Below are 25032 nucleotides of genomic sequence, written 5' to 3' on the forward strand. Positions count from 1 at the left end.
GGTGCCGATCAGCCAAACAGATTGTCGGACAATATTTTTAGATGATCAAGTGCCGCATTACTTCTGGCTATTGCGGCGCGGCTTCTCGTAACCTCGCCAGCAAAGGCTCGGCCGCTTCGGAAAGGAACCGGTCCTGCGTCTCGCCGCCGATCTGAACCAGCGCGATGTCGGTGAAGCCGGCCTCCCAGTACTCGCGCACCGCCTCGACGATCGCGTCGAGATCGGGTCCGCACGGGATGTTCTCCGCGACGTCGTCCGGCCTGACGAATTGCGTGGCAGCGGCAAAGCCCGCTGTCGTCGGCAGATCCGCATTGACGTGCCAACCGCCGGCGAACCAACGGAATTGGTCATGCGCGCGCTTGATGGCGGTGTCGCGGTCGGGGTCCCAGCTCACCGGGATCTGACCGATCACCCGCCCGCCACCCGGCAGCCCTGTCGCGCGCCGCACATCGTGCCACGCCTGAACCAGCTCCTTGCCGGGCTCGACGGCGATCAGGTGGTCGCCCAGGGGCGCGAACGTGTGTACCGACTTGTCGCCGGACACCGCGATCCCGATGGACACCGGTGTCTCCGGCAGGTCCCACAAGCGCGCGGAATCGACGGTGTAGTACTCGCCTTTCCAGCTCACCAGTTCACCGCCGAACAATTCTCGGATGATCTGGACCGCTTCCTTGAGCATTTCCTGGCGACGCTCCACCTCCGGCCAGCCGCGGCCGACGACGTGCTCGTTGAGGTTTTCGCCGCTGCCCAGGCCCAAGATGAACCGGCCGTCGGCGAGGATCTGCAACGTCGCGGCTTTCTGTGCGACGACGGCCGGGTGGTAGCGCATCGTCGGGCATGTCACGTACGTCGCCAATTCGACTCGCTCGGTGGCGTGTGCCACCGCACCGAGGACTGCCCATGCGTAGGGGGCGTGGCCCTGAGAACTCAGCCACGGGAAATAGTGGTCGCTGGCCACCTCGAAGTCGAAGCCGACCCTTTCAGCCGAAATCCCATAGCGCACAAGGTCTTTCGGGCCGCTTTGTTCAGTCATAAGCGTGTAGCCGAAGCGCGTCATACGACGACGGATACCCCGCTGCGATCGGGCGAAACGGCTACAGCCGCTCCTTGACGGCGGCAGCCAGCCGGGCGCCGTCGGCCTTTCCCGCCGCGATCGCGGTCGCCGCTTTCATCACCTGTCCCATCTGCCTGCGCGTCGGTCGCTCGCCGATCTCTTCGGCCACTTGCGCGATAGCGGTGTCGGCGACGTCGGCCAGCTCCGCTTCGGTCAGCGGCGTCGGGAGGTACTCGTCGATCACTCGGGCTTCGGCGTGCTCGTTGGCGGCAAGCTCACCGCGGCCGTTCTGGGTGTAGATCTCCGCGGCCTCTCCGCGTTTGCGCGACTCCCTGGCCAAGATCTTGAGCACCTCGTCGTCGGTCAGCTCGCGCGATTGCTTCCCGGACACCTCCTCGTTGCGGATCGCGGACAGCAGCATCCGCAACGTCGCTGTGCGCAGGTGATCCTGCGCCTTCATCGACGCCGTGAGGTCGGCCTGAAGCCGGGATTTCAATTCCGCCATAGGCGCCGACGCTACGCCAGCGGGCCGGGGCGTTCGTTGCGGATTGTCATCGCTCTGGTCAGGATGGTCCGCATGACCAACGACGACGGAGGTTTTCGTGCGAGCACGACGCCACCGCCGCCGGGATACCGGGGATATCCGGGTTATCCGACCTACCCGCCGCCCGGGTACGGACCGCCGCCCGGGTACGGCCCGGGGTATGCCCCGCCTGGCTATCCGGCATATGGGCCGACGTTCGCGCCGTATGCCGGATATCCCCCACCGGCGTTGAAACCAGGCGTCATCCCGCTGCGGCCACTCGGACTCAGCGACATCTTCAACGCCGCCTTCGCCTACATCCGGGTCAACCCGAAAGCCACACTCGGATTGACGACGGTGGTGGTGGTGGTCACGCAGATCATCGTGTTGATCCTCACGGTGCTGGTTCCCCTGGTCTTCTACGGCCAGACCGACACGTCGCGCCTGGAGGGCGAGTCGCCGTCGGGAATCGTCGGCATGCTGCTCGCCGTGATCGCCGCCGGCGGCGCCAGCGCACTGTCGAGCATCGTGTTGAGCGGCATGCTCACCGTGGTCGTGGGCCGGGCCGTGTTCGGTGCGCACATCACCGTCGCAGAAACCTGGCAGCGGGTGCGCGGCCGGCTGCTGGCGCTGCTCGCTCTGGCCACGCTCGAGGGGCTGGGCGCTGGAGTGCTGGTGGTCGCGGCCGTGCTGCTCGTCGTGGCGGCGGCCGCGATCAGCCCCGTCATAGGAGTCCTTTTCGGGGTCGTCGTCGTGGTCGCGGCGATCGCGCTGATCGCTTACCTCTGGACCATGTTGACCTTCGCACCGGTGCTGATCGTGCTCGAGCGGCTGTCGGTGTTCGCGGCGATCAGCAGGTCCTTCTCGTTGGTGCGCAGGTCGTTTTGGCGAGTGCTGGGGATCCGCGTGCTGGGTGTGGTGGTGGCCGGGCTGGTCTCCACCGCGGTGGCGGTCCCGTTCACGATCGGCGGAGAAATCCTCGCGTTCACTGCCGACTCGGTGGGCGTGGCGCTGATCGCGGCGGTGCTCTCTGCGGTCGGCAGCGCGGTAGGCCAGATCATCACCGCGCCATTCACGGCGGGGATCGTGGTGCTGCTCTACACCGATCGGCGAATTCGCGCAGAGGCATTCGACCTGGTGTTGCAGACCGGCGCGGCCGGCGACGTCGCCGCTTCTCCCGACGCCACCGACAACCTGTGGCTGATCCGGCACACCTGACCATGGCCGCTGTTCTGATCGACCGCGACGCTGCCCATGATGCGGCGCAGCGTGAGCTGTCCAAGCCGATCTACCCGAAAGAGAACTTCACCGAGCGGCTCAACGAGTGGATCAACGACGTCATGTACCGCGTCATGTCCAAAGGGGCCGAGGTTCCGGGCGGCTGGTTCACCATCGCGGTGGTGCTCACCGCTCTGGTGGTTGGCATCGTCGTCGCCGTGCGTATTGGGCGCCGCACCATGCACACCAACCGCAGCCGCGACTTCGCGTTGTTCAACGCTGCCGAGCGCAGTGCCGCGGAGCATCGCGCGACTGCGGAACGCTATGCCGCAGAGGCTGTTTGGGCGCCGGCCATTCGTCATCGCCTGCGCGCGATCGCCCGTCACCTCGAAGAGACGGGAGTCCTCGACGCCGTGCCCGGGCGCACCGCCAACGAGCTGGCTCGTGATGCGGCCCGGATGTTTCCAGAGCTGCAATCCGAATTAGCCGAGGCGGCAGCGTCTTTCAACGACGTCACATACGGCGAGCGCTCCGGAACCGAAACCGCCTACCGCCAGATCGCCACACTGGACGAGCACCTTCTCTCCCGCAGGTTCACGGCATCTCAGGGCAGCACTTCGCCTCGACCCGCTCAGTCATGGACGCCAGTGCAGTGAGCGCATCTCCGCCGTCGTTGCGGCCCGTCCGCTCGCGCGACATGCGCACATTCGCGTGGGTGCTGGTGGCGCTCCTGGTGATCGTCGCCGTCGCGGCTGTCAGCACCTATCTCACCGCGCCTCGGCCCGGCGGCCGGATGGATGCCGGGTCCACCAGCCCCGACGGCGCCCACGCGCTGGTGGCGCTGCTGCGTGCGCAGGGAGTGGACGTCGTCGTGGCCAACGATGTGACCGACGTCGAACGGGCCGCGCGACCCGACTCGCTGCTGCTGGTCGCCGAAACCTACTTCCTGGTCGACGACGATCTCACCGCGCGGCTGGCGAAAACACCCGGGGACCGGCTGCTGGTGGAGCCGGTGTCGAGCATACGCAAGGCGCTGGCGCCGAAGATGCGCACCGCGCGGGGGTCCACCATGGGCGGCCCTCCGAATTGCGCTCTGCCAGAAGCTATTCGGGCCGGAGATGTCCAATTCGGCGTCAGCGACACCTATGCGGCCGTCGGCGGCGCCGATGTGACCAGGTGCTACGACGGCGCCGTGGCGCGCTACCGCGACGGGGGCAGAACTGTCACGGTCGTCGGCAGCGCCGACTTCATGACCAATGCCGGTCTGCTGAAGCAAGGCAACGCCGCGCTCGCAATGAACCTGGCTGGTACCCGGTCACGGCTGATTTGGTATGCGCCGCAACGCCTTCAGGGTGACCGCAGCAGCGGCGGCTCAGACATCGTCGACCTGATTCCCGACAACGTCAGGTGGCTCGTCTGGCAGCTGGCGGTCGTCGTGGCGCTGGCGGCACTGTGGCGGGGCCGGCGCCTGGGTCCCCTTGTGCCGGAGAAACTTCCGGTGGTGGTACGCGCGTCGGAAACCGTCGAAGGCCGCGGGCGGCTGTACCGCTCGCGGCGTGCCCGCGACCGCGCGGCCGAGGCACTGCGCACCGCCACGCTGCAGCGCACGCTGCCCAGGCTCGGGCTGGCCGTCAATGCTTCCGCACCTGCCGTCGTCGCGGCGGTGGCGGCGCGATGTGACAAGCCGCCAGAGGCGCTGCATCACATATTGTTCGGACGTCCACCGGCGTCCGACGACGAGTTGGTGCAGCTCGCTCACCAGCTCGACGACATCGAAAGGCAGGTCGCGCACTCGTGACTCAGCAAGCTCAGGCTCCCGACGACACGTCGCAGGAGGCGCGCGCCAAACTGATCGCGCTGCGCGGCGAGATCGCCAAGGCGGTCGTCGGCCAGGACTCCGTGGTCTCCGGGCTGGTGATCGCGCTGCTGTGCCGCGGCCACGTGTTGCTGGAGGGCGTGCCCGGCGTGGCCAAGACACTGCTGGTACGCGCCACGGCGGCGGCACTGGACCTGGAGTTCAAGCGGGTGCAGTTCACGCCCGACCTGATGCCCGGCGACGTCACCGGTTCGCTGGTGTACGACGCACGCACCGCGGTGTTCGAGTTCCGTCCCGGCCCCGTCTTCACCAACCTGTTGCTGGCCGACGAAATCAACCGCACGCCGCCCAAGACACAGGCGGCACTGCTGGAGGCCATGGAGGAGCGCCAGGTCAGCGTCGAAGGGCAGGCCCGGCCGCTGCCCGACCCGTTCATCGTCGCCGCCACCCAGAACCCGATCGAGTACGAGGGCACCTACCAGCTGCCGGAGGCCCAGCTCGACCGGTTCTTGCTCAAGTTGAACGTGGCGTTGCCGCCGCGCGAGCAGGAGATCCAGATTCTCGACCGGCACGCGCGCGGTTTCGATCCGCGCGACCTGTCGGCCGTGCGGCCGGTCGCGACCGCCGCTGACCTCAAGGCCGGCCGCGACGCCGTGCGCCGGGTGCTGGTGGCCGACGAGGTGCTCGGCTACATCGTCGACGTCGTGCGGGCCACCCGCCAGTCGCCGGCGCTGCAACTGGGGGTGTCACCGCGCGGAGCGACGGCGCTGCTGGCGACCGCCCGGGCGTGGGCATGGCTGTCCGGCCGCAACTATGTCACTCCCGACGACGTCAAGGCGATGGCGCGGCCGGTGCTGCGGCACCGCATCGGGCTGCGGCCCGAAGCCGAGCTCGAGGGCGCCAACGCGGACGGAGTGCTCGACGGCATTCTGTCGTCGGTGCCGGTGCCGCGCTAGTGGTCGTCACCGGCCGTACCGCGCTGCTGGCGCTGCTGTTCGTTCTGCCGGTGGCGTTATCTCCTTGGCCCGCAACGCTTTTCTGGCTCGCGCTGCTGGTGGTGCTCGGGCTTGTTGGTGTCGACGTGTTGTTGGCGGCCAGCACCGGGGCGTTGCGGTTCAGCCGCCACGGCGACGTCACCGCGCGCCTGGGTCAGTCCGCCGACGTGGTGCTGGTTGTGGTCAACGGCGGCCGCCGCCGCTTCAAGGGCCACCTGCGCGACGCGTGGGCGCCCAGTGCCAGAGTTGAGCCGCGCACACATACCGTCGACATCCCTGCGGGACAACAGGAGTCGTTCGTCACCCGGCTGCGGCCCACACGCCGCGGCGACCAGCACGCCGCGGCGGTGACCGCGCGGTCGATCGGGCCGCTCGGGTTGGCGGGGCGGCAGGGCTCGGCGGCGGTGCCGTGGCAGGTGCGGATCCTGCCGCCGTTTCTGTCGCGCAAGCACCTGCCGTCGCGGCTGGCCAAGCTGCGCGAGATCGACGGGCTGCTGCCGGTGCTGATCCGCGGGCATGGCACCGAATTCGATTCGCTGCGCGAATATGTGATCGGCGACGACGTCCGGTCCATCGACTGGCGGGCCACCGCACGCCGCGCCGATGTGGTGGTGCGGACCTGGCGGCCCGAACGCGACCGCCGCGTCGTGCTGGTGCTCGACACCGGGCGCACGTCGGCCGGCCGAGTGGGCGTCGACCCCAGCGCCGGTGACCCCCGCGGCTGGCCCCGCCTCGACTGGTCGATGGACGCCGCGCTGCTGCTGGCCGCGCTGGCGTCGCGCGCCGGCGACCACGTCGACTTCATTGCCCACGACCGGGTGTTGCGGGCCAGCGTGCAGAACGCATCACGCACCGAGGTGCTGGCGCAGCTGGTCAACGCGATGGCTCCGCTGCAGCCCGCGCTCGTCGAATCCGATGCGACCGCGATGGTGGCGGCGGTGCAGCGGCGGGTTCGGCGTCGTGCGCTGGTGGTGCTGCTCACCGACCTCAACGCCTCCGCACTGGACGAGGGCCTGATGCCGGTGCTGCCCCAGTTGTCGGCCAAGCATCAGGTGATCGTCGCCGCAGTCGCCGACCCGCGCGTCGACCTGCTGGCCGCGGGCCGTTCGGACGCTGCCGCGGTGTACGACGCGGCCGCGGCGCAACGGTCGCGCAACGACCGACGCGCGATCGCGTCGCGGCTGCGCCGCAGCGGCGTCGACGTGGTGGACGCACCGCCGGAGGAGCTGGCGCCGGCGTTGGCGGATCGCTATCTGGCGATGAAGGCCGCCGGCAAGCTCTGACCTCACGCCGAGTGTGAGGTTGTGTCACGCCTAGCGCACGAGGTCGACGTCGGGCGCGTCGGCCAGGTCCCCTGACTCCCCTGCGGCGACCGCCTTACGGCCGAAGTGCACGACATAGGCCAGGAATGCGACCTCGGCGAGTGCGCCGATCGCGATCCGCACGAACGTCGGCAGCGGCGACGGCGTCACCATCGCTTCGATCAGACCCGAAACCAGCAGCACCGCGGCCAACCCCACCGCGACGGCCACCACGGCCCGGCCCTGCTCGGCGAGTACCTGGGTGCGCGGCCGGTTTCCCGGCGCGATCACCGACCAGCCCAGCCGCATGCCGACGGCGCCGGCCAAAAACACCGCGGTCAGCTCCAGCAAGCCATGGGGCGTCAGCAGCCCGAGCAGGATGTCGCCCTTGCCGGCGTGGAACATCAAGCCGCCGATCACGCCGACGTTGGCGGCGTTCTGGAACAGCACGTACGGGATCGGCAGGCCCAGCACGATCGAGTAGGCGATGCACTGTGCGGCGACCCACGAGTTGTTCAGCCACACCTGAAGCGCGAACGATGCCGCGGGATGTTCGCTGTAGTACGAGGAGAAGTCGTGGTTGACCAGCTGGTCGATCTCTTCGGGCGTGCCGACGGCCGCCTGGACCTCCGGACTGCCGGCCACCCAGGCGCCCATCACCACCGCGACGACGAAGAACGCAACGGCCGTCGCCAACCACCACCGCCATGCGCGGTACGCCACGACCGGGAAAGAGACCGTCCAGAACCGGACGAACTCACTCCACACCGGCGCATGGGCGCCCGTCACCGCAGAACGCGCCCGCGCCACCAAGCTCGACAACCGGCCCACGAGAACCGAATCCACGGACGCCGAGCGCACCATCGACAAGTGCGTCGACACCCGTTGGTAGAGGTCGACGAGCTCGTCGATCTCGGCGCCGGAAAGCTGGCGGCGGCGCTTGACCAGTTGGTCCAGCCGGTCCCAGGTCGGCCGGTGTGCCAGAACAAACGCGTCGACGTCCACGCCGGCGAGTCTATGGGCCCTCGGGCGGCCGGTAGCCTTCCGCGGTATGGCGCATGTGGTGACCGGGGACGCGGTGGTGGTCGAGGTACAGATCGCGCAACTGCCGGTGCGCGCGGTCAGCGCGCTGATCGACCTGAGCGTGATCGTCGTGCTCTACACCATCGGTTTGACGCTGGCTGCGATGTCGATCAGCCAGTTCGACGACGCGCTGGTGGCCGCGCTGCTGATTTTCTTCATGGTGCTGGCGATGGTCGGCTACCCGGTGATCTTCGAGACGGCCAGCCGGGGCCGGTCACTGGGCAAGATGGCGATGGGGCTGCGTGTGGTGTCCGACGACGGCGGCCCGGAACGCTTCCGGCAGGCGCTGTTTCGCGCACTCGCGGCAGTGGTGGAGATCTGGATGCTGGGTGGCGGTCCTGCGGTGATCTGCAGCCTGCTGTCGTCGAAGGGCAAGCGCATCGGCGACGTGTTCGCGGGCACCGTGGTGATCAGCGAGCGCGGACCCAAGCTCGAGCCGCCGCCGGCGATGCCGCCCGCGCTGGCGTGGTGGGCGGCGTCGTTGCAGTTGTCGGGGCTCCGGCCGCAGACGGCACAGCTGGCTCGCCAATTCCTTTCTCGCGCACCGCAATTGGACCCGCAGATGCGCGACCAGATGGCCTACCGGATCGCCGCCGACGTGGCTGCGCAGGTGTCACCGCCGCCACCACCGGGCGTGCCGCCGCAGTACATGCTCGCCGCCGTGCTGGCCGAACGGCATCGCCGGGAGTTGATGCGAATGCGGCAACCGCCACCCGCCGCTTCCCCGCAGCCGCCCGGTGCCGCAGCGCCTGCATCGCCGCCGGTGACGTCCCCTCCCTCGGCAGCAAACCTCCCATCCGAGCCCGGAGGCTTCGCGCCCCCGAGGTGATTTCAGTCGCTCAGCCAGTTGCCGTGGAAGCCGTGTGGGACCCGCTGCGGAAGCCGCACGCGCGCAACGGGTTCACCGGCGAAATCCGACGCGTCGACGATCACCAGGTCGCTGCCGCCCCGAGCGGGGTCGTATACGTAGGACAGGTACCAACCGTCCAATTCGCCGGCGCCTGACGGCACGTACACCGCTTCCCCCGGCTCGCCGGCGAACCGATGCTCTTCGGCCGCACCGGTTCTCAGGTCGTAGCGAACCAGGTTGCGGTCGCCGACCGTGACCGCGTAGCGCGCGGGCAGACCGGCCAGCCGGTCGTCGATGCGGGGGAATTCCACACCGCGATCGTCGAGCTGACGTTCCTCGACGGTGCCCGCGTCCAGATCGATCCTCCACTGCCACATCACACCGTCGACCTCGAAGCCACCGTTGTGGCGCCACAGCTCGGGATACCGGACCGCTTGCAGCACAACGCAATTGCCGTCGTCGTAGGAATTGGCGACGTGGAAGACGTAGCACGGCGCGATCTCGAACCATCGGATCGGGCCGAACGGGTCGTCGCGGCGCAGCACACCGAGCCGGGCTCCGTAGTCGTCGTCCCAGCGGTAAGGCATGTCGGCCTCGCCCTTGAGTGCGATGTCGAGGTTGAACACGATCGGCAGATCCATGAAGATCACGTGCTCGGCCGTCAGCGCGAAGTCGTGCGTCATCGTCAGCGCGGGTACCTCCACGGGCCGGTTGACAGTCAATTCGCCGTTTGCGTCGGCGCGGTGATACGTGACGTGTGGCGCGAAGATGTTGCCGTAGCCGAAGAAGTGCAACTCACCTGTGGTCGGGCAGATCTTGGGGTGGGCGGTCATCGAGTCGGCGAGCTTGCCGCCGAAGTCGTAGGCGCCCAACGTCTCGAGGTCATTGGTGATCTCATACGGCAGCGACGACTCGACGAGCGCGAGCGTCCTCCCGGCGTGCCTGACGACGTGGGTGTTGGCAACGCTGGAATGCAAGTTGCGGGTGCCGTCGGCGTTGTAGACCGGGAACGGGTTGTCGAAGCTTTCGGTGCGCACCCAACGGTTGCGGTACCAGGCGGCGCAGCCGTTCTCCAATCGCACGCCGTGGATCATGCCGTCGCCGGTGAACCAGTGCTGCGTGGCTTGGCGCGGGTTAGGGCCGTTGCGCAGATACCAGCCGTTGAGCGCCTCGGGGATCGCACCCTCGACGGGCAGGTCGAAAGCGGTCAGTTCGTCGGCCACCGGGGCGTAGTTACCGCGGCGGAAGAACGGGACGACGGTTTCTGCGGCGGACGAGAGGAGCGAAAGGTCATCTGCTTGCGTCATGGTTTCCGACTATGACATTCCACTACTGACATGTCAATAGTGGAATGTAGGATGCTCTTGTGAGTCTGCGACATGCTGCACTCGGGCTACTGGCCCGGGGCCCCGCCAGCGGATACGACCTGCTCAAAGTGTTCGAAGCGTCGATGGCCAACGTGTGGCCGGCCACCCAGAGCCAGCTCTACGGGGAGCTGAACAAGCTCGCTGACGCTGGACTGCTCGAAGTCACCGCGGTCGGGCCGCGCGGACGCAAGGTGTACGCGATCACCGACGCCGGACGCGCCGAATTGCAGCGCTGGCTGGCGTCCCCCCAGGACGACCCGGTCTTCCGCAGCGCGCAACTTCTTCGAATCTTCCTGCTCGACGAACTGCCGCGAGAGCAGGCGCGCAAATATCTGACGGCGGTGCGTGAGCACGCCGACCGTGAGCACCAGCGCTATGAGCAGATCCGCGACACCTACGACTGGTCGGGTAGTGACCAGGCGTTCTTTGCCCGGGCAGCGCTGGAGAACGGCTTGCGCTCCACCCGCATGGAATCGGAGTGGGCCAGCTGGGTGCTCGAGGAACTCGACAAACGCTGAGACGTTGCATCCCGATAGTTTTCGATATATCGTCGAGGCATCGGATGCGCATCCGGCGCGTCCCCCACGAGAAACGAGAGCAAAATGACTCAGCCATTCGAGGGCCACGACGGCCCCCACACCGAAGGATTCGGCTTCGGCCACTTCGACCCGTACGACCGCCGCGCCATGCACCAGGCCCGGCGCGACGCCCGCCGCGAACTCAAGGGCTTTCTGAAAAATCAGGCGTTCGCGCGCGCCGGCGGCTTCGGCTTCGGCCACGGCGGCCCGGCCGGCTTGGGCCACGGCGGCCCGGCCGGCTTGGGCCACGGCGGCCCGGCCGGCTTCGGACAGGGAGGATTCGGGCCCGGCGCATTCGGACCCGGTGCGTTTGGCTTCGGCCCCGGATTCGGCACGGGCGGTCCGCGGGGCAGGCAGCGCGGCCGTGGGCGCGGACGTCGTGGCGACGTCCGTGCCGCGATCTTGGCGCTGCTGGCCGAGCGGCCGATGCACGGCTACGAGATGATCCAGGAGATCGGCGCGCGCAGCAACGGGCTGTGGCGCCCCAGCCCCGGATCCGTCTACCCCACGCTGCAACTGCTCGTCGACGAAGGCCTGATCGTCGCGGCCGAATCAGGCGGCAGCAAGCGGCGTTTCGAGCTGACCGACGAGGGCCGAGAAGCAGCGACCGCCACCCAGACGCCGCCGTGGGAGGAGATCGCCGAAGGCGCCGACCCGAACGTGATGGACCTGCGGGCCGCGTTCGGTCAACTGGGCGCCGCGGTGTTCCAGGGCGCCCACGCCGCCACGGCCGAGCAGCAGAAGCGCATCATCGAAATCGTCAACGCTGCTCGCCGCGACATCTACGGCGTGCTGGGCGAAACCGACTAGCGGCCAACGCGACAGCGCTGCACGGCTCTAGTGTGGAGCCGTGCAGCGCTTCCCACTCGGTTCCTACAATGTCAGCCGCATCGGCTTCGGCGCGATGCAACTACCCGGCCCCGGCGTATTCGGACCGCCCCGCGACCGCGAGCAGGCGCTCGCAGTGTTGCGCCGGGCCGTCGAGCTGGGCGTCGACCACATCGACACCGCGCAGTTCTACGGCCCGAATGTGGCCAATGAATTGATCCGCGAAGCCCTCTACCCGTACCCGGACAACCTGGCGCTGGTCAGCAAGGTCGGCGGCCGGCGCGACGAGCACGGCAACTGGCTACCTGCCCAGCAACCGGACGAGCTTCGGGCCGGCATCGAAGAAAACCTGCGCACCCTCGGTGTCGACCGCCTGGCCGCGGTGAATCTGCGTGTCCATGACGAGGATTCGGATCCGAATCAGCCCGGCCGCCTCGACCGCGAGCTGTTCGACCGACAGCTGACCACGATGATCCAGGCGCGCGACGAGGGGCTGATCGGCGGAATCGGGCTCAGCAGCGTCACCGTCGACCACCTGCGCATCGCATTGGACCGCACCGAGATCGTCTGCGTGCAGAACGCCTACAACCTCGTCGACCGCACGTCACAACCGGTGCTCGACGAATGTGCCGAGCGAGGAATCGCATTCGTGCCGTTCTTCCCGCTCGGCTCGAGCTTCGCCGCGAACAACCCGGTGCTGGGCCATCCCGTCGTTCAGCGCATCGCCGGTGAACTGGGTCGCACCCCGGCACAGGTTGCGCTGGCCTGGACGCTGGCGGTGTCGCCGAATGTGCTTCTGATTCCAGGCACTTCGTCGATCCAGCACCTCGAGGAGAACATGGCGGTAGCCGAAATCGACCTCGAACCCAGCGATTTCGGTGCGCTTACCGGCGCTGGGCGCACGTAAACGCACCGAAATCGCTAGACCTCGACCCAGTCGAGAGTGCGCTCGACGGCCTTGCGCCACCCCGCGTAGGCTGCTTCCCTCTGGTCCTCGCTCCACTGCGGCGTCCATCGCTTGTCCTCGCGCCAATTCGCTTTCAGCTCAGCAGGATTCGACCAGAAGCCAACGGCCAGCCCCGCGGCATACGCGGCGCCCAACGCGGTGGTCTCGGCGACCACCGGCCGCACCACGTCGACACCCAGCACGTCGGCTTGGATCTGCATGCACAGTTCGTTGGCCGTGATGCCGCCGTCCACCTTCAGCTCTTCGAGATGCACGCCGGAATCGGCCTCCATCGCGTCCGCGACATCGCGGCTCTGATAGCAGATCGCTTCCAGCGTGGCGCGAGCCAGATGTGCGTTCGAGTTGTACCGCGACAGCCCGACGATCGCGCCGCGCGCGTCCGAACGCCAGTACGGCGCGAACAACCCGGAGAACGCGGGCACGAAGTACACCCCGCCGTTGTCCTCGACCTGTCGCGCCAACGACTCGCTCTGCGCGGCTCCGCTGATGATGCCGAGCTGGTCGCGCAGCCACTGCACGGCAGAGCCGGTGACGGCGATCGAACCCTCAAGGGCGTAAACGGGTTTCGCGTCACCGAACTGGTAGCACACTGTGGTCAGCAACCCGTTGTTCGAGCGCACGATCGACTCGCCGGTGTTGAGCAGAAGGAAATTGCCGGTGCCGTAGGTGTTTTTCGCGTCACCCTGCTCCAGGCAGACCTGTCCGACCATCGCGGCCTGCTGATCGCCCAGGATGCCGCTGATCGGCACCTCGTTGTCCAGCGGCCCGGACGGATGCGTCATGCCATAGGGGTCGGGCGACGACGACGGGCGGATCTCGGGCAGCATCTCCCGGGAAATTCCGAAGATCGCCAGCAGTTCGTCGTCCCAGTCCAGCGTCTCCAGGTTCATCAGCATCGTGCGGCTGGCGTTGGTGACGTCGGTGACGTGCACGCCGCCGCGCGGACCGCCGGTCAGGTTCCACACCACCCAGCTGTCGGTAGTGCCGAATGCCGCGTCGCCGTTTTCGGCCGCTTCGCGCACTCCATCGACGTTCTCCAGGATCCACTGCAGCTTGCCGCCGGAGAAGTACGTCGCCGGCGGCAAGCCCGCCTTGCGGCGGATGACGTCACCGCGGCCGTCGCGATCCAGCGCCGAGGCGATCTTGTCGGTGCGGGTGTCCTGCCAGACGATCGCGTTGTAGTACGGCCGCCCGGTCCTGCGATTCCACACCACGGTCGTCTCACGCTGGTTGGTCACCCCCAGCGCCGCGAGGTCCGCGTCGGACAGGTTCGTCTTGTTCAGCGCCGACATTAGCACCGACTGCGTGCGCTCCCAGATCTCGACAGGGTTGTGCTCCACCCAGCCGGCCTTCGGCAGAATCTGCTCGTGCTCGAGCTGGTGTCGGCCCACCTCCGAGCCGGACTGGTCGAAGATCATGCAGCGCGTGCTGGTGGTGCCCTGGTCGATCGAGGCGACGAAGTCGGCCAATTCGGATGCTCCTGTCGGGTCGAAGCGAACGCGTCCAATGGTCAATGATGGCAACTATGGGAAGCGTTGAGATCACCGAAGCCGACATCGAAGCGATGCCTCGCGGTGGACCCGACGCGTCGTGGCTGGATCGCCGGTTGGAGACCGGATGCGCCGAGTACCTCGACCGCGACGACGTCGACGAGCGCATCAAGCGCAGCATCGTTCGGTCGTTGGAGTGGGTGGGCGACGTGTTCAAGAACCACGAACGATTCGCCTACCTTGCGCTCGATGAAGTCGCTGATGTGGCTGACCCGAAGATTCTGGAACTCGGCGCAGGGCACGGCGGGTTGTCACGCAAGCTGCTCGAGCAGCATCCCACCGCCCGGGTGACCGTCACCGACCTCGACGCGACGTCGGTTCTCGACATCGCATCGGGCGAACTCGGCAGCCATCCCCGCGCGGTCGTCCGGGTGGAGGACGCCACCGAAATCGACGCCCCCGACGGGTATTTCGACCTTGCGGTGATGGCGTTGACGTTCCATCACCTGCCGCCTGCGCTGGCCGCTCGGGTGATCGCCGAAGGCACGCGGGTCGCCGGCAAGCTGTTGATCATCGACCTGCCACGCCCACCGTCGCTTCTGCACATCGGGAAGCTGGCGACGATGGTGCCGTTCCTCGCGATCCCATTCGCCCACGACGGATTCATCAGCTCGATGCGCGCCTACAGCCCGTCGGCCTTGCGGACGCTGGCACAGTACGCCGACCCGGGGATCACCGTGGAATTGCGCAAGCAGCCGTTCGGCCCGCAAGTGCTGGTCGCCAGCCGCGCCTGACCTCAGCGCCTAATTGGCTTGGGTCAGGTCTTCGACGGTCGCGTAGCGCGCAGTCGTCTTCACCGCCTGAATAGCCCGACCGACCCCTGCCTTGGTTTCATACCCGCGGCTGTCGACGATGACCTCGCCGTCGGGCGCCTTGAGCTGAAACCGGAACCTGCCCGCGTCGTCCCTGCTGATTTCGAACTTGCTCGTGAGGCCGTCGGTGAACGCTGCCACCTGGCGGTGCCGCCCCGCCTCAGCCGGTTGCTCCTCGGCCCGCTTCTTCTGGTCCGTGTACAACTCCATCACGATGACGGCCACCGCCGCGAGCACCAGCACCAGCAGGAACAGCAACGGGTAGGCGACCACGGCGCTGATACCGCCGATCGTCAGCGGCACCGCGATGGCTACCGCGGCCCACGGATGCCGATCACTCCAGTCGATGACCTTCGCGGGCAGCGCGAACGCCGCCGCAGCGCGCGGATGCCGGTCCGGCCAATCGGCGACTCGCGGAGACCACATATCCAACTTCCTTGCGGAGATCTGAGAAGTTCAAGCCTAAGGCACCGCGTTCGCCGCAGTGCGGAAGTGACGCACGTCGACCTTCGGCCGGGTGAGGCGGTGCAGCAGCCAGGCCGGCGGAATCGTCAACGCCAGCGTGACCGCGAACAGCCCCCACACCGAGCCGGTGTAGATGTGCCAGCGCAGTACCGACACCATCGCGATCTCCATCACGATCACATGGAGCAGGAAGATCTCGTAGGAGACTTCGCCGAGCCACACCATCGGCCTGCTGCCGAGCACACGCGCGTACCAGCCCCGTTCCCCGAGCGCCAACGGCGCCACCACAAGCGTGGCGACGATTCCGTACAACACCGTCTTGGCCACGGATTCCGACATGTCCGGCTCAGCCGTCGCGGCCCCCGCAATGGGCGTGGACATGATCAGATAGCTGATTGCCGCCAGTGGCAGCGTGACGGCTGCGTAGCTGCGAATTCCCATGGCACTCAACGCTGTTAGCACCATGCCGCCGACGAACCAGACGAGGTAATGCGGCAACCACAGGCCGGCCGACTTCGGCAACACGTCGGTGGTGCCCATCACCACCAGCCAGGCCGGGCTCAGCGCCGCCAGAACCGCCAGCGCGGCAAGAAGCACGCCGGGCCGCCAGCGCCGCCGGCACAGCACCGTGAACACCACAAAGGCCAGCATCGGTAGCGCGATGTAGAACGCGACCTCCACGGCCAAGCTCCACATCTGCGTCAGCCCCTGGTGCAGATAGCGGGTCAGGTAGTCGTCGCTGTAGATCTGTGTGAGCGTCAGGTGCCGCAATAGGCCCGTCCAGGTGTGCCCGGGATTCGGGCCCGCCGTGCGGAAGTGGTAGACGACGTACGCGACGACGACCGTCACCAGGTAGGGCGGCATGATCCGCCGCACCCGGTTGCGGGCATAGCGGTGCAGCGCCGGGCCGGCCCCTCCTGTCCTAGCGGCTTGCACCCACGGCCCGAACAGCAGATAACCAGACAGCACGAAGAAGATCGCGACGCCGATCTCCAGGCGCGCGGCTACCAGCCCCACGTAGCCGTGGCTGTACTTGCCGGTGGCATAGGCCGCGTGCGTGCCCATGACCAGCAATGCGGCAACCGCGCGCACACCGGTCAGCGAGGCGACCCGGTCGACGGTCGAAACCTGCTCCAGGCCGCCTTGGTCGACTTCGATCGTCGGCGGCATCGCGGCTTCACCCTAGCCGCGCATCTGAACCGTCAAATAGTGATCGACGCACCGCGCTCGAGTTCGACGATCCGCTCGGCCATGCCCCGCTGCCTCATCGCTTCCTTGAAGTCGTCGAGTCCGGACGCGAAGACGCCGTAGTCGTCGAAATGCACCGGGATCACCTTGGGCAGCCCGACGGCCTCGACCGCACCGGCGCCCTGGCGGCCATCCATCGTCACGGTGAGCCCGAACGGCAGCTTGCGCCCGGCGGGCAGACGGGTGCCGCCCAGATGCAGGACACCGGCGTCGATCGCCGAGAACCGCAGCGGAATCTCGCTGAGCTCGTCGATCAGCAGCGTGTCACCCGAGATGTACAGCCGCCGCGTCGCGCCGTCGTTGTCGACGAACTCCAGCATCGACCCCATGACCGGCGGCAGCATCCGGTTCAGCGGCACCGGCGCGTGCCGGCCTGGCAGCGCGGTGACGGTGACGCTCGCATCTCCTTTGGTAAGCGTGTGCGTGTTCCAGGTGGACAGCCCGGTCGCCGCGCGAAACCCCCGGTGCTGCAGCCGTTTTGCGGCGTGGTGGGTGGTCACGACCGGCAGCTGTTTATCCAGACTTCGTTCGGCGACACGGTCCCAGTGGTCGCCGTGCATGTGGGACAGCACCACGGCGTCGAGTGGCGGCAGTTCGTCGACCTTGCGCGCCGGGTCGTGAAGGCGTTTGGACACCAGCCCGTAACCCAGGTAAGCGTGCTGGCCGCGGTGCAGGAAGTTGGGGTCGGTCAACAACGTGATACCACCGAACGTGATCAGCGTGGTGGCGTTGCCGACGAAGGTGACGCTGACGTCCATGACATGCGGGCTACCCGCGCCGCCGCCGATCAACCCTGCGGTCCGGCGGCCGATCGGTCGTTGACACGGCTCGCAGCGTCGCGTTGCATCGGCGATGTGGGCGAGGAAGTCAAGGCCACCACGTTCAGCGGTGCCCAACGCCGGGACTACCGGCGCAAGGTCCAGCTGTCGCTCGACGTGTTCGAGACCATGCTCGCGCAGTCGAGCTTCGAATGCGAACGGCCACTGACCGGCATGGAAATCGAGTGCAATCTCGTCGACGAGCAGTACCGCCCCGCGATGGCGAACCGCGAGGTGTTGCAAGCCATCGCCGATCCGGCGTTCCAGACCGAATTAGGCGCCTACAACATCGAATTCAACGTTCCGCCGCGGCCGCTGCCCGGCACGTCGGCGCTGGAGCTCGAGTCCGACGTGCGCGCCAGCCTCAATGCCGCCGAGACCAAGGCCAATCAGCACGGTGCGCACATCGTGATGATCGGCATCCTGCCCACGCTGATGCCCGAGCATCTGACCGGACAGTGGATGAGCGAGTCGAGGCGGTATCGGGCGCTGCAGGAATCGGTGTTCATGGCCCGCGGTGAAGACATCGTCATCGACATCTCCGGTCCCGAACGCCTGAGCCTCCAAATGACTTCCATCGCACCGGAATCCGCGTGTACCAGCATGCAACTGCATCTGCAGGTGTCACCCGCCGACTTCGCCAACAACTGGAATGCCGCACAGGTGCTGGCGGCGCCGCAGCTGGCGCTCGGAGCCAACTCCCCGTATTTCCTGGGCCATCAACTTTGGGCCGAGACCCGCATCGAGTTGTTCCTGCAAGCCATCGACACCCGGCCCGACGAACTCAAGGCGCAGGGCGTCCGGCCGCGAGTCTGGTTCGGAGAGCGGTGGATAACCTCGATCTTCGACTTGTTCGAGGAGAACGTTCGCTACTTCCCGTCGCTGCTGCCTGAAATCTCCGACGAGGACCCGGTCGCCGAGCTGGCGGCCGGGCGAGCACCGCAGCTGCACGAGCTGACACTGCACAACGGCACGATCTACCGGTGGAATCGGCCGGTGTACGCCGTCGTCGACGGGCGCCCGCATCTGCGGGTGGAGAACCGTGTGCTGCCGGCGGGTCCAACGGTCATCGACATGATGGCCAACGCGGCGTTCTACTACGGCGCGCTGCGAGCTTTGTCGGAGGACGACCGGCCGTTGTGGACGCAGATGAGTTTCGCTGCCGCACAAGAGAATTTCGGCAACGCGGCCCGGTTCGGTATGGCCACGCGACTGTACTGGCCCGGCATGGGCACCGTCAGCGCCGACGAACTCGTGCTGCGGCGGCTGCTGCCGTTGGCCGACGAGGGCCTGCGCCGGTGGGGCGTGGCGGCGACGGTCCGCGATCGCTATCTTGGCGTCATCGAGGGCCGCGCCAAAGCCGGCGTCAACGGCGCCGCGTGGCAGGTGCAGACGGTCAACGCGTTGCAGGAAGAACACGGGCTGACCCGTCCGCGAGCGCTCTGCGAGATGCTGCGGCGCTACACCGAGCGCATGCACAGCAACGAGCCGGTACACACGTGGGAGCTGTAGGTTGAACCTCATGCCGGATCAGCTGATGAATTGGGACGAGATCTATCGGGAGCAGGGCTTCTTCGAAGGACCGCCGCCCTGGAACATCGGTGAGCCACAGCCAGAGATCGCCACACTCATCCGCGAGGGCAGGTTCCGCAGCCCGGTCCTCGACGCCGGCTGCGGTCTGGCCGAAGCGTCACTCGCGCTGGCGGAGCAAGGCCACACCGTCGTCGGCATCGACTTGACACCCACCGCAGTGGCCGCGGCCACCAAGGCAGCGCAGGAGCGCGGGCTGAGAACCGCGACGTTCGTCCAGGACGACATCACGTCGTTCACCGGCTACGACGGCCGATTCAACACCATCCTCGACAGCACGCTGTTCCACTCACTGCCAGTGGAAAGCCGCGACGATTACCTGCGCGCCGTCCACCGCGCGGCTGCGCCCGGTGCGACGTACTTCGTTTTGGTGTTCGCCACCGGTGCATTTCCCCAGGGCACCGATTTGCCGTTGCCGAATGTGGTCACCGAAGACGAACTGCGCGAAGCAATTTCAAGGTACTGGCAGATCGACGAGATCCGCCCGGCGTTCATTCATGCCAATATGCCGCAGCTTCCCGATGCGGCGCCGCCGCAGTTCGACCTCGACGAGAAGGGCCGGCAGAAGATGCCGGCGTTTCTGCTCACCGCTCACAAAGCGAACTGACCGCGTCCGCGAAGGTCGTCAACTCCCGTTCTGTGACGTCGACGTGCGGCGACAGCCGCAAAACCGGAGTGGCCAATTCCAGCGGTGCCCGCTGCGGTCCGGCGACAGTCGTCACGATCCCGTGGCGCGCGATCAACTCGGCACGCACCTGCCCCACGTCGACTCCGTCGGTCGGCGCCAGGGTCGTGATCGCCGTCGGCGCGTCGACCGGTTCGACCACCTGCCAGCCCGCTAGGTCGCCGAGCACGGTGCGGGTCAGATGCCCCGCCGCCGCCAGTCCTTCACGTACCTGGGCAGGACCGTACTGGACGTGTTCGGACACGGCGACCGAAAAGCCCACGCGTGCAGCAATACTGGCCTCGCCCATCTCGAGGCGGCGCAGCGGTGAGATGTCGGTTGCCCACTGCGGCGGCGGTATTCGGGGGCGCAGCGTCGCCGCCCGGTCAGGGTGCACAGCCACGACGCCGACTCCGCGCGGACCGGCCAACCACTTGCGTGACGTCGCGTAGATGACGTCGGCATCCACCGCGCAGTCGACGTGGCCGAGCCCTTGCGCTGCGTCGATCACCAGCGGCACGCCGAATTCCCGGCACGCCTCGGCGATCTTGTGTGCCGGCTGCACGATGCCGCGGTGGCTGGGCACCACGGTCAAATGCATCAGCGACGGCGCATCGGCCGCCAGTCTGCGGGCCAGCTCGTCGACCGCGACGACGCCCAGCGAGTCGACCGGCGCCAGCGTCACCTCGAAGCCGTTCGCGGCCATCACCGCGAGGTTGGGCCCGAATTCTCCTGGGACGCAGGTGATCACCCGGCGCTCGTCGGGCCAGGCGCTGAGCACAAGGTCCAGCGCATGGGCCGCGCCGGTGGTGAACACCACGTCGGCGGCGGTAAAGCCCGTCAAGGCGCCGACGGCCGCGCGCCCGGCCGTCAACGTGTCTTCGGCTTGCTGCGCGGCGACGTACCCGCCGACCTCGGCCTCGCGACGCGCATGCGCCGCCGCCGCGTCGATCGCCGCGAAGCTCTGCCGCGAGCAGGCCGCACTGTCCACATGCACACCGTTGACCGCCGGCCGGGCCTCGCGCCAGCGCTCTGCCAAGCTCATTTCACCGCGAGCGACAAGCCGAAGTCACCCGCCGGATCGGTCCACCAATGGGCCAATTGAAGTCCAGCGGCAGCAAGTTCGGCGCTCACCCCGTCCCGCCGGAACTTGCACGACACCTCGGTCAGCATCTCCTCTGCCGCCGCGAAGCGAACGGTGAGATCCAACGCCCCGACCTTAACGGTCTGCGTCACCGTCGATCTCAGCCACATTTCGATCCGCTCCTGCGCGGAGTTCCAGCGGGCGGCGTGTTCGAACGCGTCCAGGTCGAAGTGCGCGTCGAGCTCCCGGTTCACCACCGCCAGCACGTTGCGGTTGAACGCCGCGGTGACTCCCGCACTGTCGTCGTAAGCCCGCACCAGCCGGTCAGGGTCTTTCACGAGGTCGGTGCCAAGCAGCAGACTGTCACCTGGGTGCATCACCCCGGCCAACGTCGCCAGAAAGTGCGCGCGCGGACCCGGCGTCAGGTTGCCGATGGTGGACCCGAGGAATGCGATCAATCGCGTTCCGCCACAGGGTATTTCGGTAAGGTGCTGTTCGAAGTCGCCGCATACCGCTGCCACCTCGATGCCCGGATATTCGGCCAGGATCGCGGTGCCTGCCGTCTGCAACACGCCCGCGTCGACGTCGAACGGGATGAACCGACGCAGCGTGCCCTGCCGACGCAGGGCGTCGAGCAACATGCGGGTCTTCTCCGACGTCCCACTGCCGAGTTCGACGAGTGTGTCGGCACCGCTGAGTTCTGCGATCGCTGCCGCCCGCGCCCGCAGGATCGTCGCCTCCGTGCGGGTCGGGTAGTACTCCGGCAGCCGGGTGATCTGGTCGAACAACTGGCTTCCGGTGTGGTCGTAGAACCACTTCGGCGGCAACGTCTTCGGCGTCTGCGTCAACCCCTGCAGGACGTCGCGGCGCAACGCCCGGTTGGCGGAGTCTGCCTCGAGGTGGTTGGCCAGCATGACGCTCATTGCGCCCCTCTCAGCGGAGTCAGCGTGACGGCGCGGCCGTCGACAACCACGAGGTGACGGTCGGGCACGTCGTCCCAGGCGGGGTTGTCGTCGAACGGCTCGCTGGCCACCACGACGCCGTCGTCGCCTGCTAGGACCGACAGAGTGTCGCCCCACGTCGTGGCTAACAGCTGGTTGCCGTCGGCGGCAAGAATGTTCAGGCGCGCGTCGGGATCGGCCGCTGCGATGTCGGTGATGGTGTCTTCGAGTGCATCGAGGCCGCGATCGAAGATCAGGGCCGCCAAAAGCGCACTGTCGACCGTTGATTCGGCATGTGGGGCGGGTGGCAACGCCGCACGGTTCACCACGCCGTTGTGGGACAGCAACCACTGACCGTCGCTGAACGGGGCCGATGCCGAGGCTTCCACCGGCATCCCGACCGTCGCCGAGCGGACCGCCGCGACCGCACAGCTGCTTCGCAGCACCGGTGCGATAGACGCGAACGAGGCGTCGCTCCACAGCGGCGACGCACTGCGCCAGCGCCTGGGCACCCCGGCGCCGTCGAAGAACCCGACACCCCAGCCGTCGGCGTTCAGCAGTCCGTGCTTTTGACGGCGCGGCGAATACGATTGCACCACAAGCCCATACGGCGGATCGAGCATCAATGACGCCAGCGAGCGCGGCTCACCCAGCCAGCCCAGGTGCCGGCACATCAGACGTCCCACGCCAATCGGACGCCCGAAAAGATCTGCCGGCGGATCGGGTGGTCCCAGTTGCGGAAGCTGGGCCGCAGGATCTCCCGGCCAACCGCCCACGACCCGCCGCGCAACACGCGGTAGTCGCCGTCGAAGAACGGCTGCGAGTAGCGCTGGTAGATCATCGGTGTGAAACCCGGCCACGGCCGCAGCGGCGACGACGTCCACTCCCACACGTCGCCCAGCATCTGCTCGGCGCCGTATGCGGACGCACCCGCCGGGTAGGCACCTACGGGTGCAGGCCGCAGCGCCGCACCGCCCAGATTTGCCAATTCCGTTGTCGGCTCGGCATTTCCCCACGGGAAGCGACGGCGGCCCTGCATCTGCGGATCCCACGCGCACGCCTTCTCCCACTCGATCTCGGTAGGCAGGCGGGCGCCGGCCCACGCGGCGTACGCCTGCGCTTCGAAGTACGTCACGTGCTGCACGGGCTCGTCGGGCGGGAGGTCTTCGACGTGGCCGAACCGGGTGCGGGTGCCGTCGCCGTTCCAGAACTGCGGCATCACCAAACCAGCCTGGAGACGATGCTGCCAGCCCCGCGTCGACCACCACTGCGGCGTGCGGTAGCCGCCGTCGTCGACGAATGCCTGCCACTCGGCATTGGTGACCGGCACGCGACCGATGCGAAACGACGGCACGTCGACGACGTGGGCCGGGCGTTCGTTGTCGAGCGAGTCCGGTTCAGTGTTCGCGTCGACGCCGAGCACGAACGGCCCGCCGGGCACCAGCACCGACGTGCCGGCCACACCGGGCCGCCCTTGCGGCAGCGGCGCACCCGGCTGCAGAAGCGGTTCACCGACGCGCAAGTTCAGCGCCTGCAGCATCGTTTCGTCGTGCTGATGCTCGTGGCTCAGGACGAGTGCGAAGGGAAACAGTGGCTGGTCGTCTGGCACCCCGTCGAGCGCATCGAGCGCCTTGTCGCGCACCGTGCGGCAGAACGCACGCGCTTCGCTGGGAGACAGCAGCGGCAGATCCACCCGGCTGGCGCGCGAGTGGACGAACGCGTCGTACAGCGATTCCTTCGGGCCGAGCATGCTCGGGCGGTCGGGGTTGCCGCCGCGCAGCAGCCACAGTTCCTCTTGCTGGCCGATGTGGGCCAGATCCCACACCAGCGGACTCATCAGCGGGTCGAATTGGCGGCGCAGCTCGTCGTCGTCGACGTCGACCAGCGCCAAGGTCCGTTCTCGCGCGGCGATCAGATCACGCGCCAGCCGGTCGCGTGTCGAGATCACCCTTCGCTCCTCGCCAGTTCCGTCACCGCTGCTGCCACCCCGCAACAGATCGCCCGCTCGGCGAATTCCTCACCCGGACAGCCTGCCTGCTCGACGATACGGACCAGCCGCTGCATCGAAGAGTGCAGCGACGGCGGAGCGCGATCCGCGGCCGCGGCGATGCAGCGGTTGGCGCTGGCGTGCAGCCGCCGGTCGGCCAGCCCCACCCGGGCGGCGACATCCCACGCCGTGGCAACCGGCTCGGTGGCCTCTGCCGCCAGGTCGGCCGCGGCAGGGTCGTCCAGCAGAGTGACCAGGGTGAAAACCACAGCCGGCCAGAGGGCGTCGGGCACGCTGTCGAGGTAGCGCACCTCCAGCCAGCGCCGCGGCCGCACCGGCGGGAACAACGTGGTCAGGTGGTAGTCCAGGTCGGCTGTGGTGGGGCGGCGTCCGGCCAGACTCGCCCGTCCGTCGACCCAGTCCGCGAAGGCGACATAGCGGGTGACCGGTACCGCGTCTGGGCCGTGCACGAGCATCACCGGCGCGCGCAGGGCGTAGCGGGCCCAATCGCTGGCCGGATCGTCGCCGGTGGCGCCGAGCACCGGACCGCAACGCGCGACGTCGAGTTGGCCCCACACACGCTGCCGGGTGCTGCGCCAGCCAGTGAACGACCCGGCCAGCAGCGGGGAATTGGCCGAGATCGCGATCATCGTCGGGCCGAGGGCGTGCGTCAGGCGAACTCTGTCGGCCCAGCCGTGCGCCGGGCCGGCATCCACGTTGACTTGCACCGACGCCGTCGACGTCATCATCGCTGCGCCCGCCTCGCCGGTGTTCGCGGCGGCGAAGTGCTTCTCCATGGCCTGATAGCGGGCACCGGGATTCACTCGCTGCGGCGGCCGCAGCGGATCCGTGCCGAGCAGCACCAGCCCGAGACCGGCTTGAGCGAATGCCGTCCGCAGCACCGCTCTGTCGGCCGTCAGCGCGTCGATGGCGGCGACGGCACCCCACATCGGCGGGGTGGACAACTCCACAGCGCCGCCCGGCTCGACGGTGACGCGACTGCCCCCGGGAAGTTCGGGCAAGCCGGCGATGACGTCGCACAGTTGGTTCCAGCCCGGTCGACGCTGGGGCGCGGCGATGTCGAAGCAGTGTGCCTCCAACTCCAAGCCGACCAGACCCACCGGTGTCTCGGTGAGGCAGGTGGCGGCGATGTGATCGGCCGCGGCGCTGACCGAGTGGAGGGTCTGATCCTGCACCTCTGACGCAACCGCGATGTCGGCCTGGGCCATTCCTCCATCTTGTTGCAGAGGACCGACAAGTTCTCGCCGATTGGCGTGACGGCTCGGTGACAGG

Annotated in this window: 25 protein-coding genes; 12 read left to right on the top strand and 13 right to left on the bottom strand. The window is 67.8% G+C overall.

Annotated elements, in window-relative coordinates; all coding sequences use genetic code 11:
* Positions 1-67 precede the first annotated feature (67 nt).
* On the bottom strand, positions 68-1057 hold the full coding sequence (locus AC5Y4C_RS12555) for an LLM class F420-dependent oxidoreductase (protein WP_499961429.1): 990 nt from the start codon (positions 1055-1057) through the stop codon (positions 68-70).
* 37 nt (positions 1058-1094) lie between these two features.
* Positions 1095-1559 (bottom strand): GatB/YqeY domain-containing protein, encoded by a 465-nt coding sequence (locus tag AC5Y4C_RS12560; protein ID WP_499961427.1) that lies wholly within the window; start codon positions 1557-1559, stop codon positions 1095-1097.
* 63 nt (positions 1560-1622) lie between these two features.
* Here AC5Y4C_RS12560 and AC5Y4C_RS12565 point away from each other — a divergent pair, with 63 nt between their 5' ends.
* Genes AC5Y4C_RS12565 through AC5Y4C_RS12585 form a run of 5 tightly spaced genes read left to right on the top strand, consistent with a single transcriptional unit; the run spans position 1623 to position 6889 of the window.
* Positions 1623-2795, top strand: coding sequence for a DUF7847 domain-containing protein (locus AC5Y4C_RS12565; protein ID WP_500008446.1), 1173 nt, complete (start codon positions 1623-1625; stop codon positions 2793-2795).
* Positions 2796-2797: 2 nt separating this feature from the next.
* On the top strand, positions 2798-3451 hold the full coding sequence (locus AC5Y4C_RS12570) for a DUF4129 domain-containing protein (RefSeq protein WP_499961743.1): 654 nt from the start codon (positions 2798-2800) through the stop codon (positions 3449-3451).
* Complete coding sequence (locus AC5Y4C_RS12575; protein WP_499961421.1) at positions 3433-4593, top strand: DUF4350 domain-containing protein; 1161 nt, start codon at positions 3433-3435, stop codon at positions 4591-4593. The genes AC5Y4C_RS12570 and AC5Y4C_RS12575 overlap by 19 nt, the downstream gene beginning before the upstream one ends.
* The gene (locus AC5Y4C_RS12580) at positions 4590-5567 is read left to right on the top strand and encodes an AAA family ATPase (protein ID WP_499907374.1); all 978 of its coding nucleotides are present in this window, start codon (positions 4590-4592) and stop codon (positions 5565-5567) included. Before AC5Y4C_RS12575 ends, AC5Y4C_RS12580 begins: the two co-directional genes overlap by 4 nt.
* The gene (locus tag AC5Y4C_RS12585; protein WP_499961419.1) at positions 5567-6889 is read left to right on the top strand and encodes a DUF58 domain-containing protein; all 1323 of its coding nucleotides are present in this window, start codon (positions 5567-5569) and stop codon (positions 6887-6889) included. The genes AC5Y4C_RS12580 and AC5Y4C_RS12585 overlap by 1 nt, the downstream gene beginning before the upstream one ends.
* Positions 6890-6919: 30 nt before the next feature.
* Here the strand turns inward: AC5Y4C_RS12585 and AC5Y4C_RS12590 are convergent, their stop codons facing one another.
* Entirely contained in the window at positions 6920-7912 is a 993-nt protein-coding gene (locus AC5Y4C_RS12590) for a stage II sporulation protein M (RefSeq protein WP_499961417.1), read from the bottom strand.
* Positions 7913-7958: 46 nt separating this feature from the next.
* On the opposite strand from AC5Y4C_RS12590, the gene AC5Y4C_RS12595 reads away from it, so the two are divergent.
* On the top strand, positions 7959-8819 hold the full coding sequence (locus tag AC5Y4C_RS12595) for an RDD family protein (RefSeq protein ID WP_499961415.1): 861 nt from the start codon (positions 7959-7961) through the stop codon (positions 8817-8819).
* Positions 8820-8821: 2 nt separating this feature from the next.
* Here the strand turns inward: AC5Y4C_RS12595 and AC5Y4C_RS12600 are convergent, their stop codons facing one another.
* The gene (locus tag AC5Y4C_RS12600) at positions 8822-10147 is read right to left on the bottom strand and encodes a carotenoid oxygenase family protein (protein WP_499961413.1); all 1326 of its coding nucleotides are present in this window, start codon (positions 10145-10147) and stop codon (positions 8822-8824) included.
* Positions 10148-10206: 59 nt separating this feature from the next.
* On the opposite strand from AC5Y4C_RS12600, the gene AC5Y4C_RS12605 reads away from it, so the two are divergent.
* The 3 genes from AC5Y4C_RS12605 to AC5Y4C_RS12615 all read left to right on the top strand — a co-directional run bounded on the left by AC5Y4C_RS12605 (position 10207) and on the right by AC5Y4C_RS12615 (position 12520).
* A complete protein-coding gene (locus AC5Y4C_RS12605) occupies positions 10207-10725 on the top strand; it encodes a PadR family transcriptional regulator (protein ID WP_499961411.1) in 519 nt (172 codons plus the stop codon).
* An 84-nt stretch (positions 10726-10809) separates the two neighbouring features.
* Positions 10810-11595, top strand: a complete 786-nt coding sequence (locus AC5Y4C_RS12610) for a PadR family transcriptional regulator (protein WP_499961409.1) — start codon at positions 10810-10812, stop codon at positions 11593-11595.
* A 40-nt stretch (positions 11596-11635) separates the two neighbouring features.
* A complete protein-coding gene (locus AC5Y4C_RS12615) occupies positions 11636-12520 on the top strand; it encodes an oxidoreductase (RefSeq protein WP_499961408.1) in 885 nt (294 codons plus the stop codon).
* A gap of 14 nt (positions 12521-12534) precedes the next feature.
* Here AC5Y4C_RS12615 and glpK read toward each other — a convergent pair whose 3' ends face one another.
* Entirely contained in the window at positions 12535-14088 is a 1554-nt protein-coding gene (glpK, locus tag AC5Y4C_RS12620) for a glycerol kinase GlpK (protein WP_499961741.1), read from the bottom strand.
* Positions 14089-14105: 17 nt separating this feature from the next.
* On the opposite strand from glpK, the gene AC5Y4C_RS12625 reads away from it, so the two are divergent.
* Positions 14106-14864 carry a class I SAM-dependent methyltransferase gene (locus tag AC5Y4C_RS12625; protein WP_499961406.1) on the top strand — a complete coding sequence of 253 codons (759 nt, stop codon included), beginning with the start codon at positions 14106-14108 and terminating at the stop codon, positions 14862-14864.
* Between the two features lie 9 nt (positions 14865-14873).
* Here AC5Y4C_RS12625 and AC5Y4C_RS12630 read toward each other — a convergent pair whose 3' ends face one another.
* The 3 genes from AC5Y4C_RS12630 to AC5Y4C_RS12640 are packed head-to-tail and all read right to left on the bottom strand — an operon-like array spanning position 14874 to position 17413.
* On the bottom strand, positions 14874-15368 hold the full coding sequence (locus tag AC5Y4C_RS12630) for a YegP family protein (protein ID WP_499961404.1): 495 nt from the start codon (positions 15366-15368) through the stop codon (positions 14874-14876).
* A gap of 36 nt (positions 15369-15404) precedes the next feature.
* Positions 15405-16577 carry an acyltransferase family protein gene (locus AC5Y4C_RS12635; protein WP_499961403.1) on the bottom strand — a complete coding sequence of 391 codons (1173 nt, stop codon included), beginning with the start codon at positions 16575-16577 and terminating at the stop codon, positions 15405-15407.
* A gap of 32 nt (positions 16578-16609) precedes the next feature.
* Positions 16610-17413: an MBL fold metallo-hydrolase gene (locus AC5Y4C_RS12640; protein ID WP_499961401.1), complete on the bottom strand. Its 804-nt coding sequence runs from the start codon at positions 17411-17413 to the stop codon at positions 16610-16612.
* A 96-nt stretch (positions 17414-17509) separates the two neighbouring features.
* Between AC5Y4C_RS12640 and AC5Y4C_RS12645 the strand changes: the two genes are divergently transcribed.
* Complete coding sequence (locus AC5Y4C_RS12645; RefSeq protein WP_499961400.1) at positions 17510-18985, top strand: glutamate-cysteine ligase family protein; 1476 nt, start codon at positions 17510-17512, stop codon at positions 18983-18985.
* A gap of 10 nt (positions 18986-18995) precedes the next feature.
* Complete coding sequence (locus AC5Y4C_RS12650) at positions 18996-19670, top strand: methyltransferase domain-containing protein (RefSeq protein WP_499907400.1); 675 nt, start codon at positions 18996-18998, stop codon at positions 19668-19670.
* Here the strand turns inward: AC5Y4C_RS12650 and egtE are convergent.
* From egtE to egtA, 5 genes are read right to left on the bottom strand one after another with little or no spacing between them, the layout of a single operon-like run.
* A complete protein-coding gene (egtE, locus tag AC5Y4C_RS12655; RefSeq protein WP_499961398.1) occupies positions 19648-20772 on the bottom strand; it encodes an ergothioneine biosynthesis PLP-dependent enzyme EgtE in 1125 nt (374 codons plus the stop codon). The two genes, AC5Y4C_RS12650 and egtE, sit on opposite strands and share 23 nt — an antisense overlap.
* Complete coding sequence (egtD, locus tag AC5Y4C_RS12660; protein ID WP_499961397.1) at positions 20769-21734, bottom strand: L-histidine N(alpha)-methyltransferase; 966 nt, start codon at positions 21732-21734, stop codon at positions 20769-20771. The genes egtE and egtD overlap by 4 nt, the downstream gene beginning before the upstream one ends.
* Positions 21731-22426: an ergothioneine biosynthesis protein EgtC gene (gene egtC, locus AC5Y4C_RS12665; RefSeq protein WP_499961395.1), complete on the bottom strand. Its 696-nt coding sequence runs from the start codon at positions 22424-22426 to the stop codon at positions 21731-21733. The genes egtD and egtC overlap by 4 nt, the downstream gene beginning before the upstream one ends.
* The gene (egtB, locus tag AC5Y4C_RS12670) at positions 22426-23697 is read right to left on the bottom strand and encodes an ergothioneine biosynthesis protein EgtB (RefSeq protein ID WP_499961739.1); all 1272 of its coding nucleotides are present in this window, start codon (positions 23695-23697) and stop codon (positions 22426-22428) included. Before egtB ends, egtC begins: the two co-directional genes overlap by 1 nt.
* Positions 23697-24968, bottom strand: a complete 1272-nt coding sequence (egtA, locus tag AC5Y4C_RS12675) for an ergothioneine biosynthesis glutamate--cysteine ligase EgtA (protein ID WP_499961394.1) — start codon at positions 24966-24968, stop codon at positions 23697-23699. Before egtA ends, egtB begins: the two co-directional genes overlap by 1 nt.
* Between the last annotated feature and the right edge of the window lie 64 nt (positions 24969-25032).

The sequence above is a fragment of the Mycobacterium sp. NGS35 genome (assembly GCF_059812855.1).